Raw genomic sequence first — 17,654 nt, 5'->3', positions numbered from 1 at the left:
AAACGCCACAACGCTCAATCCAGTGATCCCAAGGGGAGCCTGAGTTCGAACGTCGATGACGCTATGTGGTGGTTCTTGAAAAAGCTCAGTCCGGTGCATGGTGCGACTGCGCGACCTGTCCGTGGCTCATTCTATGGTGGCACCCAACTCCTGAGAGGCGGGCACCACGAAGCAAAGTCAGGGCATTGCACCGCATTCGCCCCCGCCAGGGGGGGGAACCGCGCTTGCTCTTACATCTGTAGGCCGTTCAGATTTTTGACCCCAAAACCTTCCCGGTCAGGCAGAGGAAAATTGTGCGTGGCTTTGAGATCGGCGAGGACCTGGTCTGACAACGACGACGTGGTCGAACTGGTACAACTACCTTTAGAGCTTATTGAAGTTTGTACCACTTCAGTCGAAGCATCAGTGGTAGGCATCAGCGGAAGTTCAAGCTGGCGGGGGAGAAGGCTTTGCGCTACTCGATATGGTCGAGAGCAGATGAAATGGAGCAGGGCCGAAATGACCCCGATCACCCAATCCGAGATCAACAAGGCCGCCTGGGGCGCATGTGACACCTTCCGGGGCGTGGTCGATCCGTCCATCTACAAGGACTACGTGCTGACCATGCTGTTCCTGAAGTACGTCAGCGACGTCTGGAAGGACCACAAAGCCAGCTATGCGGCGCATTATCCTGACAGCCCGGAACTCGTCGCGGCCATGATGGAGCGGGAAACCTTCAAACTGCCTGAGACCGCCAGCTTCGACGCTCTGCATGGACGTCGCCACGAACCCGGCAACGGAGAACGTATCGACAAGGCCCTCCACGCCATCGAAGAGGCCAACGGCTCCAAGCTGCGCGACGTCTTCCAGGACATCAGCTTCAACTCCAACAAGCTGGGTGATGAGGAGCAGAAGAACGACATCCTGCGCCACCTGCTGGAGGACTTCGCCAAGACCGCGCTCGACCTGCGCCCATCGAGAGTGGGTAACCTCGACATCATTGGCGGGGCCTACGAATACCTGATCTCGCGCTTTGCGGCCACAGCGGGCAAGAAGGCGGGCGAGTTCTACACCCCGGCGGAGGTCTCGGAGCTGATGGCGCGGCTGGTCGATCCACAGCCTGGTGACGATATCTGCGACCCCACTTGTGGCTCCGCCTCGCTGTTGATGAAATGCGGGCGGCTGATCCGCGAGGGCGGTAGCAAAGCCTATGCGCTGTTCGGGCAAGAGGCCATCGGGTCCACCTGGGCGCTGGCCAAGATGAACCTCTTCCTGCATGGCGAGGAGAACCACCAAATCGAATGGGGCGACACCATCCGCAACCCCAAGCTGCGGACGTCGGATGACATGCTGCGCCATTTTGACGTGGTCGTCGCCAATCCGCCTTTCAGCCTGGACAAGTGGGGGGTCGAGAGCGCAGAAGCCGACAAGTTTGCCCGCTTCCGCCGTGGCATCCCGCCCAAGACCAAGGGCGATTATGCCTTCATCTTGCACATGATCGAGACGCTGAAGCCCAAGACCGGGCGCATGGCCGTGGTTGTGCCACATGGGGTGCTGTTCCGCGGATCGAGCGAGGGAAAGATCCGCCACAAGCTGATTGAGGACAACCTGCTGGACGCCGTCATCGGCCTGCCGGAAAAGCTGTTCTTCGGTACCGGCATTCCATCGGCGATTTTGGTCTTCCGCAAGGACAAGGCTGACGACAGCGTGTTGTTCGTCGATGCCAGCCGGGAGTTTGTGGCAGGCACCAACCAGAACGCGCTGGATATGACACTGATCGAGAAGATCGTGGCCACACATCAGACGCGGCAGACGGTGGAGAAGTACGCATACCGTGCCACACTGGCTGAGATCATCGAGAACGATTTCAACCTCAACATCCCCCGCTACGTGGACACATTCGAGGAAGAGGAAGAAATCGACCTGATGGCCGTGCGGGCTGAACGGATGAAGTTGAAGGGCGAAATGGCCGAGCTGGAAGACCGGATGGAAGGCTATCTGCAGGAGCTGGGTTACTGATGAACGCCGTGTCGAAGGCAAGCGCTTTTCCTGCAACTGTCCAGCCCGGAATACCGAAACTCGGGAAGACGCCAGAAGGGTGGTTACGCGCTCCATTGTCCCGCTTTCTTGTGGAAGTGCGCAGGCCTATCAAGATGGCTGACAATGAGGCCTATCGTTTGGTGACGGTCAAACGTGCTCGTGGCGGTGTGGTTGAGCGCGGGACGCTGGATGGCAGAGAAATCTCAGTCAAGTCGCAATTCATCGTTGAAGGCGGTGATTTCCTGATCTCCAAGCGTCAGATCGTTCACGGGGCCTGCGGACTGGTGCCTCAAGAGCTGGCCGGTTCTGTCGTTTCCAACGAGTACTCGGTTTTGAACAGCAACGGAAACATTGACCTTCAGTTCTTGAACTACCTCGCGCACACGGTGTTCTTTCAACAGACCTGTTTCCATTCAAGCATTGGCGTCCATGTCGAGAAAATGATTTTCAAGCTCGACCGTTGGCTCAAGTGGGAGTTTGATCTGCCCCCACTCTCTGAGCAACGCAAGATCGTGGAGATCCTGTCGACCTGGGACCGGGCGATTGAGGTAGCCGAGGCGCAGCTGGCCAATGCCCGCAAACAGAAACGCGCCCTCATGCAGTCCCTGCTGACTGGCAAACGCCGCTTCCCAGAGTTTGAGGGACAGGAGTGGCGTGAAGTGTGGTTGGCGGACCTGGTTTCGGCCATTCGAGGAGGAGGAACACCAGACAAGAGTAACACCGCATATTGGGGAGGAGAGATTCCTTGGGTGAGCGTCAAGGACCTCAAATCTGATGTTCTTCAGCAGACTAAAGACACGATCACTCAATCAGGCTTGAACAGCAGTGCAGCCAATTACTTCCCTAAGGGCACTATTGTTGTCGCTACGAGAATGGCAGTTGGCGCTGCCGTTCAACTGGGCAAAGGGATGGCTATCAACCAGGACTTGAAGGCGATCATCCCCGGGCCAGATGTCCGGAACGATTATCTTTTCCACTTCATGCAAATGGTACAGCCAAAGTTGGAAGCTCTCGGCACTGGAAGTACAGTCAAAGGCATCACTTTGGGTGATCTGCATCGCCTTGTCATTGGGCTTCCCGCGACCTTGGAGGAACAAGACAAGATCGTTCAAATGCTTGATGTCGCCAGGAAAGATATCTCGTCTATGTGTGTAAATATTGGAAAGCTCCGTGCCGAGAAGAAAGCGTTGATGCAACAGCTCCTGACTGGAAAACGCCGGGTCACAGGTTGACGCTGAAGTTGGCGCGGGCGAGGTGCGACCACTCCGCTCCCGCCTAAGTGGTTGACCGGAACAGATGATCTTGCATGATCAGCCCATTGATTTCAGCACAGGCCTTTTCTCATGAGCCAACAGATCCCCGACACCCGCGAAGAAGCAGCCTCCAAGCTCCCAGCGTTGCACATGCTGATAGCGATGGGCTGGACCTACCTGTCCCCTGCATCAGCCTTGGGTCTGCGCGGATCGACCCGCGCGGTGTTGCTGGAACCTGTGCTGCGGCAGTACCTGAAAGCGCATCGATTTGCGTTCAAGGGTCAACGCTATCCACTGTCCGACGCGGGCATCGCTCAGGTCCTGAAGGAGATCACGGTCACCGGTCTCAGCGAGGGGCTGCGCTATGCCAATGAGGCGACCTATAAGAAGCTGACGCTTGGTGTGACAGTTACCGAGTTCGTGGACGGGCAGAAGACATCGGTCACGGTGCCTCTGATCAACTGGAACACGCCGCAGGACAACAGCTTCTATGTCAGTGAGGAGTTCAGCGTCCAACGCGCCCAGGGTAACGACCACTACCGGCCTGATCTCGTGTGCTTCGTCAACGGCATCCCGCTGGCCGTGATCGAGGCCAAGCGCCCGACCCATGCGACCAAGGAAACGGCCATGGTCGAGGAAGGCATCAGCCAGCACAATCGTAACCAGAAGGAAGGCGGCATCCCCGCGCTCTATGTCTACTCGCAGCTGCTGTTGTCGATATCAGGCTCCGGCGGGCGGTATGGCACCACCGGCACCGACAAGAAGTTCTGGTCGACTTGGCACGAGGAGGAGATCGCCGAGGCTGACATGCAGGCGCTCAAGTCCAAGCCGCTGACGGCCACTCAGATTGATGCACTGTTCGCTGACCGTCCGGCCTGGGCGAGAAATGAGTTCGAGGAACTGCACAGCGGCAAGCTGATGCTGACCGAGCAGGACCGGCTAATCGTCAGCCTGCTGCGCCCGGATCGTCTGCTGGATCTCACCCGGCGCTTCATCTTCTTCGACAGCAAGATCGGCAAGATCGTTGCACGGTATCAGCAGGTGCAGGGAACGAAGGCTATTCTGGCCCAAGTGGCCAACAAGAGCGAAGACGGTAGCCGCAAGGGCGGCGTGATCTGGCACACCACCGGCTCCGGCAAGAGCAACCTGATGGTGTTCCTCGCCAAGGCTCTGCTGACGGACCCGGAGCTGGCAGACTGCCGGTTGATCATCGTCACCGACCGTGTCGATCTGGAGAAACAGCTTGCCAGGACCTTCCTTACCGGCGGGGCCTTTGGGTCTGTGGTCGCAACCAAAAAGGACGGGGAAAACGCCAAGGTTCAGTCCGGAGAAGACCTGGCGCAACGGATTGGCCACGGTAACGAGCGTATCATTTTTACGCTACTGCAGAAGTTCAACTCCGCCACCAAATACCCGGAGTGCAAGAACACCTCCGACAAGCTGATAGTGCTGGTCGATGAAGGACATCGCAGCCAGGGCGGCGAGAACCATGAGCGGATGCGGCAGGCGCTGCCCAACGCCGCCTTTATTGCCTTCACGGGGACCCCCCTACTGAAGAAAGACAAGACCCGCAACAAATTTGGGCCGATCCTCCACGCCTATACCATGAGCGATGCGATTGCAGACGGGGCGGTCACACCGCTGGTCTACGAGGAGCGCAAGCCGCTGCTGGACGTGAATGACGCGGCGATTGATGCATGGTTCGATACCTTCACCCAGAGCATGACCGACAAGCAGAAGTCGGACCTGAAGAAGAAATATTCCAGCCGGGGACAGATCTATGGTGCCGAAGACCGGATAGACCGGATCGCGCTGGATATCGCCACGCATTTCAACGAACATTTCAAGCAGCACTGCCCCGGCCTCAAAGCGCAGCTGGCCACGGACAGCAAACTGTCGGCCATCCGCTATAAGGAAGCGCTTGACGCGACGGGCTTGGTGTCCAGCGCAGTCGTGATTTCGCCACCAGATACCCGTGAGGGGCATGACGACACGGACGACCGCAAGACCCCGGAAGTGCAGGCGTGGTGGGAAAAAACCGTCGGGAAGGATGCGGAGGCCTACGAGACTGCTGTTATCTCCGATTTCGGCACTGATGGTGACCCGGATATCTTGATCGTGGTCGACAAGCTGCTGACGGGGTTCGATGAGCCACGCAATGCGGTTCTGTACATCGACAAGCTCATCAAGGGTCACAATCTCTTGCAGGCGATTGCTCGTGTGAACAGGCTGCACGAGGACAAACAGTTCGGATATCTGATCGACTATCGCGGCATCCTGGCTGAGCTGGACACTTCCATCAAGGACTACCAGAATCTCGCCGCGAAGACGCAGGCGGGGTATGACATCGACGATCTAAAAGGCACCTTCGAGGAAGTATCCGTTGAGTACAAGCGCTTGCCTTCACGGCATGACCGTCTGTGGTCCCTGTTCGCGGAGGTGGAAAACAAGAAAGACCGGGAGCAGTTCCGCCGTGTGCTGGTTCCCCGCATGGAAGATGACGGCACCGGCCACAGCATCGACCTGAGCCAAAAGATCCGGGAGGACTTCTACGAAGCGCTCACCGAGTTCGGGATGTGCTTGAAGCTTGCCTTGGCCTCACGGAGTTTCTACGAGGACAGCTCTTTCGACGAGGCAGTGATCGCCACCTACAAGAGGGACCTGAAGTTCTTCACCGAGATCCGCACCCAGGCCCGTCAGGATGCAGGCGAGACTGTGGACTTTTCCCAGTACGAACAGCAGATCAGGCAGCTCGTGGACAAGCATGTGATCGGCCAGGATATCGTTGAGCCGGAAGGCTTCATCCGGGTGGTAGACCTTGGACAAGCAGGTTCACCTGAGGACTGGTCTGACGAGAAGACACGCACCGAAGCCGATGTCATCAAGACCCGCATCCGCAAGACGATTGAACAGGAGCTGATCGACGATCCCTATGCTCAGAAGGTTTTTTCGGACTTGCTGAAGGACGCCATCAAGGCCGCAGAAGCGATGTTCGATCACCCCCACAAGCAGTATGTGATGTTCAAGGACTTGGAGCAACAGGTGTCCAACAGGGCAACGCCGGGTCTACCTGACAGTTTCTCCGGGAATTATCGGGCGCAAGCATTTTATGGCGCGTTGCTGGAGGCCAAAGGTTTGGGAACTGACCAACTCCTCGATCAAGAGATGCTGGTGCAGGAAGCCTTTCACATAGACCAAGTAGTAAGTGAGGCTGTCCAAGCGCACTCGATCAACCCAGCCAACATCGAAGCCGCGATTTCTAAGTCGCTGTTGCCGCGCTACTTCCAGAAGTTCGGAGGGCTGGACCAAGCGGAAATGCTGGTTGGGCAACTTGTTGCCATCGTCCGTTCGGGCGGTAACAGGGCCTGATGGATGGTTCGGCTCGTATTGACATACGGCGATGAACGCATCCCCTATGACGTCAGTCAGGACGAGCGGCGGACCTCGAAGGTTGCGATACACGTCGACCCCGACGGGAGTGTTAGCGTCGAAGCCCCACCAGGTTTTTCGGAGTGTCGCATTGCGGAAGCTGTCCAACGCCGGGCGCGATGGGTGATCAAACATGTGCAGGAAGCGCGAGAGCGTCATAAGCACCGGATGCCCAAGGAGTACGTTTCCGGGGAGCAGGTTCTCTATCTTGGCCGCCGCTATGTGCTCAAGGTTATTCCAGTGGATGGACCGCCGAAGCCCGCCAGCCTTGTGGGCAGCCGACTGCAGGTGGAGACGCAGCGACAAACATCCGAAGACATTCGCGCTCGTGTCCGTGCCTGGTACAAAGTGCGAGGCCGTGACTACTTGGCCCGCCGGTTGGAGCAAGTGTCAAAAAGCTTGCCTTGGGTTCGGCAGGTTCCAGCATTGCGGCTGCTGGAAATGAAGCGGCAGTGGGGTAGTTGCTCGCCATCGGGCGAGATCATCGTGAATACGCACCTGGTCAAGGCACCACGGCCTTGCATTGACTACGTTCTTATCCATGAACTGGCGCATTTGAAACACCATGACCACGGTCCTGAATTCTGGAGCCTTTTGGACAATCATGCTGTTGGCTGGCGCAAGGATAAGGCTCAGCTTGATAATCTCGTCGAAATCTTGACCGCAGACTGACTTCGTGTCGCCCTCCCAACGGTTGCCAATTTGATCACGGGGGCATGCTGCCCGGCCAATTGGGTCCCACCATTAGAGTAACCGAAGTGTCAACGCAGTGCCTGCCGCAGCAGAGTACGGCGCTGGGCTTCGATCTGCGATGAGGACCCTCCATGGAATTTACTTCGTTCACCGAATACGCGTATGGCCAGACGCAATACATCCCCCGCCAGCTTGAACTTCCGCTGATGCCTGCCACTGATGCTTCGACTGAAGTGGTACAAACTTCAATAAGCCCTAAGGGTAGTTGTACCAGTTCGACCACGTCGTCGTTGTCAAACCAGGTCCTCGCCGATCTCAAAGGCACGCTCCAAGCGCGAGGCATGACCACAACCGAGCCACAGCTTGAAGCCCTGGCTGATGTTGTTGGAACCTTGTGCGATATGGCTGACGGGTCATGCGCCCCCACTATCCAGCTCAGCAGTCTCGACCCCGGAATGGGGAAGACTACAGCGCTGATCCACTTTCTGCGGCGGGTCGTGGCAAGTCCTGATCATCTTGATGTCGGCGTCTTGGTCTGCTTGTCCCAATTGGATGAGATCCAACGACTGGTAGATGAAGCCGAACTGGATGAGGCGGACTTCGCAGTCTTCTGTTCGGATGACCAGGTCTCCAATCTCTCTGCCACAGATATTGATGCGGCGCAGGTTCTCTTCACCACGCAGCAGATGCTCGCAAAGCGTTGCGCTGGTCGTCGCCTGTCAGAGGTCAGAGAGTTTTACTACTTGAGCCAAGCTCGTGCGGTACGGGTCTGGGATGAGACCATCGAGCCGGGTAAGGTCATCACTGTGTCCGCTGATGAACTGGCTGCCATGCTGTCGCCTCTGCGTAGGATCAATCCCGTCCTTGCGGATCAGGTCCAGGCTCTTCAGTTCGATTTGGCTACGTCACCACCTGGTCAAATCTTTCAGATGCCAGCGCTGGAGGCTTTGTTTGCGATCTCCACATTTGAGATATCTGCTGCGAAGGACTTCCGGGAACAGCTGGACAAGCTCAAGGCCTTGGCTGGTCGAGCAGCACGGATTTACCGGACATACGGAAACCAGGCCATAGCGCTCAACATCCGAGACGCACTGCCTGCAGACATTGCACCGCTCCTTGTCCTCGACGCATCAGGACGGGTTCGTCACACTTACAGCGCCTGGGAGACCCATAGGGGTGGTCTGGTTCGCTTGAGTTCGGCACCTAAGGACTATGCCCCATTGCAGATCCACCTGATGGACCAAGGGGGCGGCAAGGATGGTTGGAGGCGCAACGGTGATCAGCTTGCCCGCGAGGTTGCCACCATCATCGACACCAAGCCCGATGACCCCTGGCTGATCGTCCATCACAAGGCGCAGGCTGGCATTGATCCGGTTGGGCTGATCCAGCGTTACGTCGAGAGGGCCGATCTTTCCCAGGTGAATTTCCTGCACTGGGGGACGCATCAAGCTACCAACGCCTTCAAGGATGTGCCGAATGTGGTCTTGGCTGGACTGCTGCACCTTCCTGACAGCCAGCTCCTCGGTTTGGCTTGTGCCAGCTCAGGTAGGTCCGTGGCTGACCACCCGCCCGCCGAACTCATCAAACAGATTGAGCTGGGAGAGTTGGGCCACGGGGTCATTCAGGCTGTAGGGCGAGGCTCTGTTCGAGGCTTTGATGCGGGGAAATGTCTCCCGTGCAGCGCCTATATCATCGCTGGGCGGCGGTATGGGTTGTCAGAAGCCTTGCCGCAGTGGTTTCCTGGATGTCAGCTAACCAGTTGGCGACCTCGTCACAAGCCACTGTCCGGCAGGGTGAAACAAGCAGTCGAGTTCGTGAAGCGTCAACAAAGCGAGCGATGTGGTGAGCCAATAATGTTCTCTGCAATCATGGACCACATCGGCGAGAAAGACCGCTCCAACTTCAACCGCTCCATCCGCAAGCACCGCGACTTCAAGGCTGCCATCGAGAGCCTTGGGCTGATGGACGTCAACGTCAGCGGTGGACGCGGCTATGACGCATTGCAGGCCGTCTTTGAACCTGTCGTCTGCGCGGCAGCCTGACCGGGAAGGTTTTGGGGTCAAAAATCTGAACGGCCTACAGATGTAAGAGCAAGCGCGGTTCCCCCCCCTGGCGGGGGCGAATGCGGTGCAATGCCCTGACTTTGCTTCGTGGTGCCCGCCTCTCAGGAGTTGGGTGCCACCATAGAATGAGCCACGGACAGGTCGCGCAGTCGCACCATGCACCGGACTGAGCTTTTTCAAGAACCACCACATAGCGTCATCGACGTTCGAACTCAGGCTCCCCTTGGGATCACTGGATTGAGCGTTGTGGCGTTTCATTATCCGAATATAGGAAAGGACCAACATGTCTCAGAACAAAACCATCTTCTCCAACCTCCTTGGTGACCTCAGTGTGATCTCCATAGGCGACCAAGCTTGGTTTCTGGCTGACGAGGTATATGCTGCGTTGGGTCTATTTCTTCGGAACGATCCTCAGACCCTTGTACTGCAACAGTCGGAGTGGTCGGTAATGTCATCTCAATCAGGGGTCACCAACGCGCAGACGCCTGTAGTGATTAGTGAGGCTGGTGTCTACAAACTCGCCTTCCTGAGTGAAGAGCCTGAAGTCCGAGAGTTTCAGGACTGGGCTATGAACACTCTGTTGCCGACCATCATTCACGACGGCTTTTATATGATGGGCGAGGAGGAGATGTTCTCTACACCTGAATGCGATGTCACCCAAACTCTTATCCAGAGCGCCAGCCTGAAGGCGTCACATGAAGCCGACCTTGAGCTTCTGTGTTCTGTAATCCTCCCAGAACTTCGGGCCGACGGCGCATTCTTCCGTGATCTGCCCAGCTATGTCGAGCAACCAGTAGAGAACAGGGAGCTTCGGGTCCGGCAGGCAGTAAGCCTCAAGCAGAAGCGACGGCTCCCCTGAACGCGAATATGAGCTGAAGCGAAAGCCTGAGCCTCGACTCGGAACAAAAGCAAGGGTTACGGGTGGACAATGCTTCCTGCCCTCACAGGGTCACTCACCAGGTGCGACGTGTAGTGTAAACCGTAGACCACAGCGTAGACCACGCCGCGCCTGTTGACCTGCACCTGCAACCTTGGATAGCCATTGTTTTGCTGGGGCTACCAGCTGAAGAAGTGCCTGTAACGGGAACAAAACGGAGATAACCCTCCGCCCCCGGGCACCACAATCACTTCCAGTTGTGGCCTGTAGCTTCTTCTAATAGCCTGAATTCCGTCGAGAATATCGGACCCTTTGTCCGAGATTGTCCGGAGCGGTCCCGCTCATTCTACCCTGAATGGGGGTATGGGTTGGGGTACAGCCGAGGTCGTGAAATGAAGGTACCCCCAGATGCCTGTTCTGAGCGATGCCAAGATCCGCGCGCTGAAGCCGAAAGAAAAGCCCTACAAGCAGGCCGACTTTGATGGCTTGTTCCTCTTGATCAATCCGGGCGGCTCCAAACTCTGGCGTTTCAAGTACCGCTGGATGGACAAGGAAAAGCTTCTGTCCTTCGGCAAGTACCCGGACCTGAGCCTCAAGCAAGCACGGGACAAGCGGGACGCGGCGCGCAAGGTGCTCGCAGAGGGCAAAGATCCGTCCTTCGAGCGCAAGCGGGAACAGGCCGCCAAAGAGGCCGAGCACCGGGAAACCTTCAGCAAACTTGCAGACGCCCTGCTGGAGAAAAAGCGACTGGAAGGCAAATCTGCCTCCACCCTCGTCAAGACGGAGTGGCTGCATTCGCTCCTCTGCGCCGATTTGGGGAAGTATCCAATCAGCCAGATAACCGCGCGGGATGTCTTGGTCCCTCTGCGGAAGATGGAAGCGAAGGGCCGCAACGAATCCGCCCTGCGCATGCGGTCCGCTGCCGGACAAGTCTTTCGCTACGCCATTGCCCAAGGATTGATCGAGAATGATCCGACCTTCGGTCTCAAGGATGCCCTGACCCGTGCTCCGGTCAAACACCGCTCCGCCCTCATCAACCCTGAACAGGTGGGCGGGCTGATGCGCGCGATTGAAGGCTTTGACGGTCAACCGACCACGCGCATTGCCCTCCAGCTCTTGGCGATGACCGCTTTGCGTCCCGGCGAATTGCGCATGGCCGAATGGGCCGAGATAGATCTGGAAAAGCGATTTGGACGGTCCCGGCTCATCGCTCCAAAATGCGCCGCCCGCACATGGTGCCATTGGCGCCAGAGGCGCTGGGCAAGCTGAACGAATTGCAAACTCTGACCGGTTGGGGCGAGTTGCTGTTCCCCTCTATCCGATCTTCGAAACGCTGCATGAGCGAAAATACCCTGAACGCGGCTCTGCGTCGAATAGGCTATAGCGGGGACGACATGACCGCCCATGGCTTCCGGGCAACCTTCTCCACCGTGGCAAACGAATCTGGTCTCTGGAGTGCGGATGCAATCGAACGCGCACTCGCTCACGTAGAGAGAAATGAGATTCGTAAAGCCTATGCACGCGGTGCCCATTGGGACGAGAGGGTCCAAATTGCGACGTGGTGGGCAAAGTATTTGCAGGAGCTCGCTGACGGCTCTGGACAGCGTCAGACGGAGTAGGATGCAAAATATTCTACACTTGTCCAATAGATACAAAAGGATCTTGTCGGGCTTAAATCGCAGGGTTAGTATCCGATCATGAAATAGACGCAAGATGTGTCGTTTCCCGTCCCTCCGTGGACACCCCGCTTGGCGGGAGGAAGCGTGCATCTTGTCAGATCATCTCCTCCTGTCGCTACTGGCAAAATATAGGAGATGGTTATGACCTCCCCAGACCGCATTCTGAGATGTAAAGACGTGATGGCTTTGACCGGCCTTTCACGCAGCACCCTCTACGCTATGATGAGCGAGGGCACGTTTCCGCCTTCAGTCAAGCTGAGCAAACGCGCAGTAGGCTGGCGTGCAGCAGTTGTTCAAGCCTGGCTGGACGCGCGATGAAGTGCTCGACCCAATGCGCCATGGGCGGCGCAAGTATTGCCTACGAACCTAAGACAACTCCCCTTCGGATGTCAGAGGCCATCCCTCCTTCGATCCGTCGCAAGGAGGTGCATGATGTCAAATGCTGACGAAATGCATCCCGAGAGTACGCCGGATCTGTTCGAGAGTTTAGAAGCTGGCTCTCCTCCCCATCAGCCCCCACATCCGACTGAAGCAAAGCAGAAACCTGCAAAACGAATTCGGCGCGAGGCAAATCAGAAAGCCGCCGTCAAACAGCCGGTGTCAGGTGGGAGTGCTTCTACCGCCTACCTGACAGACGAAGACGTTGCGCGCCGCTTTCGGGTGAGCCGCCAAACAATATGGCGATGGATAGGGACCAGTCACTTTCCTGCGCCTTTCAAACTCTCGGCAGGCACGTCCCGCTGGCGGCTGGAGGAAATCCTGACGTTTGAGCGCAAACTCCCCCGCTATGCCCCAGAGGATGGAGCCAAGAATCCGGAAAGGAAACGCACATGAGCCGTCGATACAAGATCAAGGCGAAGAAACACCGCGTCTATGACGTTCGCGCCGTCATGGAGCTTTTCGATGTGTGTCGCAACACCGTCTCAAATTGGGTCGGCGCTGGGCTCATGCCCTCCCATGGACAAGGGCCGCACCTCTTTCATGGCCTGGAACTGAACAGGTTTCATGCCGCGCGGCGCGCTCAAGGACGCCACAACCTGAGGCTGGATCAATTCTATTGCCTGTGCTGCAAGGTGGCGGTGTCTCCTCATCCGCTCAGCATCAACCTTTGGCAGACCGAAAGAGAAAGTCGGATGGCTGGAGGTGCCTGTTCAGAGTGTGGTGCAACGGTGATGAAGTTACTGGATGCGACGGGATATGAGCGATTGAAAAACGCGCTCAGTCCCAATGCCAACCTCAGTAAAATAGACGAAAGGAAAGAGGAAGACTCCGTTGATATTGGGACAGAAGCCCCACTTAGAGTCCCGGAATGGCCTTCGATGAACGATAGGATCAACCACGATTGGCAGCTCTACGCGGGCCGCTATGACGAGAAAACCATGGATGCTCACCTTACATCCACCCGCGATTTCGAGGACTTTATTGAGGGCCGGTGCTTCTCTCAGGTCCGCGACAAGGACGTCGGGAAATACCGGACTTCGCTCTTGGCGAAGGGCGAGATGCCTCAAGAAGACGGTGGCCTCAGTGCATCCACCATTCGCCATCGGGCCTCTCATCTGGCAGCATTCGTAAAATGGCTAACCAAGCAGGAAGGGTATCGGCGGCTTGGCGTCACCTTGCCCGACTACTTCGACCTACCAAGGCAGAAGATGGCTAGGGCCTTGGCGCGACCAGACAAGCTCTACCCGTCCGTAGAAGAGGCTCAGGCGATGGTGCAATCCATGCCAAGCCTCACGCTTGCCCAACGCCGGGACCGCGCAATCGTCGCCTGCGCGTTTCTTACTGGTCTGCGAGCGGCAGCTCTTTCCAGCATGCGTCTCAAACACATTGATTGCGAGGCAGAGACAGCGGTGCAAGATGCTCGCGAAATGCGGGCGAAGAATGGAAAAAGCTTCACCGTCCGATGGTTTCCGGTGCCTAGCGAGATCAGCCTCGTCGTGGTGGAATGGAAACGGGAACTGGAAAGCAATGGCTTTGGCGGAGAGGATGCTCTGTTTCCTGACAGTAAGTATCTCTCGACGCCCAAAACCAGCCCGGCACCTCTTCCGATCCTAGAAACGTCAGGGGCGGTCAATAAGGCCTTTCGCATCGCAAGCACAGGCGTTGGGCAGTCCTACTCGCCCCATTCAGCGCGCCATTGCCTCAAAGCGCTGGGCGATCAGATCTGCACCCGCTCTGAAGAGCGTAAGGCCTGGTCACTGAACCTCGGGCACGAGAGCATGGTCATCACGGAAGCTCACTACGGCAAGATGACTGAGGCCACTCGAATGCAGGTCTTGGCCGCCATCAAGCAGAAGGATGAGACCTCGGACGATGAAAAGGATCTGATGCTCCGTTACTTACTCCACGCATTAACCCCTGGCTCACCCGAGTACCGCGCAGCTCGGCAGCTGGTCAGGCAGCGAGAAGCCGCGCTCGATGATGGCGTGCTAGAGTGACGAACTCTCCGCAGGAAAAATGTCCCCAAACCATTGGAAGGGGCAACGCAGGCCACATGGCCCGATGCCCCATTCCATTCACCAAGGCGCTGGGGTGTCGCCCCCCCAAGCGAACGGCTCATAAAAGAGCGATGGGTCCTTCAATGGGACACCGACATCGTGACCCTAGCGGTTGGCAAAAAGCTGACATTGAGGAGCGGTTCCGAATTTGATTTTGCCGCACCACACTTTACAATCAGTACGCGATCTCCCATTGATCGTTAGCACGGTCGGAACCGACAATTCGCTGCTACGCAGCAAGAATTTTCAAGAAGCTTCAAAGCGGACCTCTGGCGGCTTCAAGAACCGAACAGCTCGATTGTCGACGCTGTTTGGAGATTTATAAGGCAATTTAGTCGCTATGAATTTCACACGATGGCGCAACTTCTTTTCGTGTTCTATTGTTCTCAAAAACGTTAGGAAATTCTCGTGCTCCCCAGCCACATCCGCGCTCAAATAGACCAAATCTGGAATGCCTTCTGGTCAGGCGGTGTCTCCAATCCGCTCTCCGTGATCGAACAGATCACCTACCTGCTCTTTATCAAGCGGCTCGACGAAATCCATACGCGGGAAGAGGCCAAGGCCAACATGCTCGGCTCAGAGATGGAGCGGCGCATCTTCCCCGAGGGCACCTTCACCTACAAGGTCAGCGACGATCCAAAAGATGACGAAACCATCGAACGTCCTTACGACGATCTGCGTTGGCAACGGCTGATCAACTTCGAAAACCGCGAGAAGATGAAGCTGATGGATCAGCACGTCTTTCCCTTCATGCGGACCATGGCGGAGGAAGGAACAGCCTTCGCAACCCACATGAAAGACGCGCGTCTGGGTTTTTCCAGCCCGGCTCTTCTCGACAAGGTTATGCGACTTCTCGACGTCATCCAGATGGATGACCGGGACACCAAGGGCGATGTCTACGAATACATGCTCGGCAAGATCGCCAGCGCCGGGCAAAACGGCCAGTTCCGCACGCCGCGTCACATCATCGAGCTGATGGTGCGCCTGATGGCTCCTACGCCCAAGGACACGATCTGTGATCCTGCAGCGGGCACCTGCGGTTTCCTTGTCACGGCAGGGGAGTTTCTGCGCGAAACCCACCCGGAAATGCTGCGCAACCCCGAACAGCGCCAGCACTTCCATAACAGCATGTTCCACGGGTTCGATTTTGACCCGACCATGCTGCGCATCGGGTCGATGAACATGGTTCTGCACGGGGTCGAAAATGCCGACGTAGCTTACCGCGATAGTCTGGCCGAAGAACATGGGGCCGACACGGGCACTTATTCCTTAATCCTTGCCAACCCGCCATTCGCGGGGTCGCTGGACTACGACGCGACGGCCAAGGACCTCCAGAAAGTTGTGAAGACCAAGAAAACGGAACTGCTGTTTCTGGCCCTCTTCCTGCGCCTAATGCGCACCGGTGGCCGTGCCGCTGTAGTTGTGCCCGAAGGAGTTCTGTTTGGCTCCTCCAAGGCGCACAAGGACATCCGCCGGATCATCGTCGAAGATCAAAAGCTCGATGCGATCATCAAGCTGCCCTCGGGCGTGTTCCGCCCCTATGCCGGGGTGTCCACTGCCATCATGATCTTTACCAAGACCGAAAGCGGCGGCACGGATAACGTCTGGTTTTATGACATGGAGGCGGACGGGCTGAGCCTGGATGACAAGCGCACCGATCTGTTGCCGTCTGAAAAGTTGGGGCCAGTGCCCGCCGAGGCGCTGACCGAGGAAGAGCACGCCAAGAACAATCTGCCTGACATCCTGGCCCGTTGGGGCGCGCTGGAGGTCGAGGGGGAACGCCCCCGCACCGCGCAAAGTTTCATGGTGCCGCTGGCCGTTATTCAGGCCACGGGCACATGGGACCTGTCGCTCAACCGCTACAAGGAAGTGGCGCATAAGGAGGTCGACCACCAGCCCCCGAAAGAGATCATCGCCGAGCTGCGCGCGATTGAGGCCGAGATTGCCGATGGGCTGGATCGGTTGGAGGAGATGCTGGGATGAGTTCAGTGGCCCTCGGTGAGTTGGTTGAAATCAGAGGCGGCGGCACGCCGGACAAGAAGGTTCCAGATTACTGGGACGGCGATATTCCTTGGGCATCTGTGAAGGACTTCAAAAGCACATCGCTCGCCTCAACCATCGACCGGATAACGCAAGCGGGTGTCGCGAACTCTGCCACTCAAGTTATCCCTGCTGGAAACATTATCGTCCCGACGCGTATGGCGGTTGGTAAGGCAGCAATCAATGAGATCGACCTAGCGATCAATCAAGACCTGAAGGCGCTGATCCCAAGCCAACGGATCGACCGCCAATACCTTCTGCATGCCCTTCTAGCCAACGCAAAGACGCTCGAAGACCAAGCCACAGGGGCTACCGTGAAGGGCATCAAGCTTGATGCTTTGAGATCTTTACAAATCCCCCTCCCTCCGTTGCAGGAGCAGAGGCGGATTGCGGGAATACTGGATCAGGCAGACGCGCTCCGCCGCTTCCGCACCCGCGCCCTCGACAAACTGGGCACCCTCGGCCAGGCGATCTTTCATGAGATGTTTGGGGCAAGCTCTCCTGACCATGCTGCGTGGGAGAAAATCAATCTGAGCGAACTGGTTCTGCCTGATGACCGCATCAATTATGGTGTCGTACAGCCTGGCCCTCACGACCCCGAAGGGGTTCCGATCATTCGTGTCGCCGATCTAGCGAGCCCGGTGGTCGCTTTTGATTCAATCAAACGGATCGCCCCGAGCATTGATGCAGAGTACGGGCGTTCAAGATTGAAGGGCGGTGAAGTGCTAATCGGCTGCGTCGGTTCGATTGGCACGACAATCATCGCTCCTCCAGAGTTCGCAGGAGCAAATGTTGCTCGCGCGGTTGCGCGTGTTCCCCTCGACACCAGCAGATGTGAACCGAGGTTTGTCGCTGAGCAACTACGATCTCAGCGGATACAAAATTACTTCACAAAAGAGGTCCGGCTTGTTGCGCAGCCCACCCTGAACATCAAGCAAATTCGCGAGACAGAAATCATTCTTCCGCCAAAGGAGCTGCAGGTTTCGTTTGTTGAACGTGTTCATGAAATCGAAGCCCAAAAAGCCCAGCACGCAGCAGCTCTGACGGCATGCGACGTGCTCTTTGCTTCCCTTCAGTCAACGGCTTTCCGGGGGGAAGTGTAA

General features: G+C 57.1%; 13 protein-coding genes. All 13 read left to right on the top strand.

The features are described 5' to 3' along the window. Positions 1–498 precede the first annotated feature (498 nt). The 13 genes from TM1040_RS03185 to TM1040_RS19920 all read left to right on the top strand — a co-directional run bounded on the left by TM1040_RS03185 (position 499) and on the right by TM1040_RS19920 (position 17,654). Positions 499–1,998, top strand: coding sequence for a type I restriction-modification system subunit M (locus TM1040_RS03185; RefSeq protein ID WP_011537161.1), 1,500 nt, complete (start codon positions 499–501; stop codon positions 1,996–1,998). Positions 1,999–2,132: 134 nt separating this feature from the next. Continuing rightward, on the top strand, positions 2,133–3,251 hold the full coding sequence (locus TM1040_RS19935) for a restriction endonuclease subunit S (protein ID WP_166485502.1): 1,119 nt from the start codon (positions 2,133–2,135) through the stop codon (positions 3,249–3,251). A gap of 111 nt (positions 3,252–3,362) precedes the next feature. Then, positions 3,363–6,641 (top strand): type I restriction endonuclease subunit R, encoded by a 3,279-nt coding sequence (locus TM1040_RS03175; protein ID WP_011537159.1) that lies wholly within the window; start codon positions 3,363–3,365, stop codon positions 6,639–6,641. A 3-nt stretch (positions 6,642–6,644) separates the two neighbouring features. Then, the gene (locus tag TM1040_RS03170; protein ID WP_011537158.1) at positions 6,645–7,373 is read left to right on the top strand and encodes a M48 family metallopeptidase; all 729 of its coding nucleotides are present in this window, start codon (positions 6,645–6,647) and stop codon (positions 7,371–7,373) included. 152 nt (positions 7,374–7,525) lie between these two features. Continuing rightward, positions 7,526–9,436 (top strand): hypothetical protein, encoded by a 1,911-nt coding sequence (locus tag TM1040_RS03165; RefSeq protein WP_011537157.1) that lies wholly within the window; start codon positions 7,526–7,528, stop codon positions 9,434–9,436. Positions 9,437–9,740: 304 nt separating this feature from the next. Then, on the top strand, positions 9,741–10,316 hold the full coding sequence (locus TM1040_RS19685; protein WP_011537156.1) for a BRO-N domain-containing protein: 576 nt from the start codon (positions 9,741–9,743) through the stop codon (positions 10,314–10,316). Between the two features lie 426 nt (positions 10,317–10,742). Next, a complete protein-coding gene (locus TM1040_RS03155; protein ID WP_371261691.1) occupies positions 10,743–11,603 on the top strand; it encodes a tyrosine-type recombinase/integrase in 861 nt (286 codons plus the stop codon). Further along, positions 11,495–11,953 (top strand): tyrosine-type recombinase/integrase, encoded by a 459-nt coding sequence (locus TM1040_RS20595; RefSeq protein WP_371261690.1) that lies wholly within the window; start codon positions 11,495–11,497, stop codon positions 11,951–11,953. The genes TM1040_RS03155 and TM1040_RS20595 overlap by 109 nt, the downstream gene beginning before the upstream one ends. A 195-nt stretch (positions 11,954–12,148) precedes the next feature. After that, positions 12,149–12,331, top strand: coding sequence for a helix-turn-helix transcriptional regulator (locus TM1040_RS19930; RefSeq protein WP_371261689.1), 183 nt, complete (start codon positions 12,149–12,151; stop codon positions 12,329–12,331). 114 nt (positions 12,332–12,445) lie between these two features. Beyond that, positions 12,446–12,847: a helix-turn-helix transcriptional regulator gene (locus tag TM1040_RS20465; protein ID WP_254658807.1), complete on the top strand. Its 402-nt coding sequence runs from the start codon at positions 12,446–12,448 to the stop codon at positions 12,845–12,847. Continuing rightward, positions 12,844–14,451: a tyrosine-type recombinase/integrase gene (locus TM1040_RS03150; RefSeq protein ID WP_044026482.1), complete on the top strand. Its 1,608-nt coding sequence runs from the start codon at positions 12,844–12,846 to the stop codon at positions 14,449–14,451. The genes TM1040_RS20465 and TM1040_RS03150 overlap by 4 nt, the downstream gene beginning before the upstream one ends. 468 nt (positions 14,452–14,919) lie before the next feature. Next, a complete protein-coding gene (locus TM1040_RS03145) occupies positions 14,920–16,494 on the top strand; it encodes a type I restriction-modification system subunit M (RefSeq protein ID WP_011537153.1) in 1,575 nt (524 codons plus the stop codon). Next, positions 16,491–17,654, top strand: a complete 1,164-nt coding sequence (locus tag TM1040_RS19920) for a restriction endonuclease subunit S (RefSeq protein ID WP_011537152.1) — start codon at positions 16,491–16,493, stop codon at positions 17,652–17,654. Before TM1040_RS03145 ends, TM1040_RS19920 begins: the two co-directional genes overlap by 4 nt.

This window comes from Ruegeria sp. TM1040, assembly GCF_000014065.1.
In the GTDB taxonomy this organism is placed as follows: Bacteria; Pseudomonadota; Alphaproteobacteria; order Rhodobacterales; family Rhodobacteraceae; genus Epibacterium.
The sequence above is the reverse complement of the archived record's forward strand: the minus strand, read 5'-3'. Positions and strand labels throughout refer to the sequence as shown.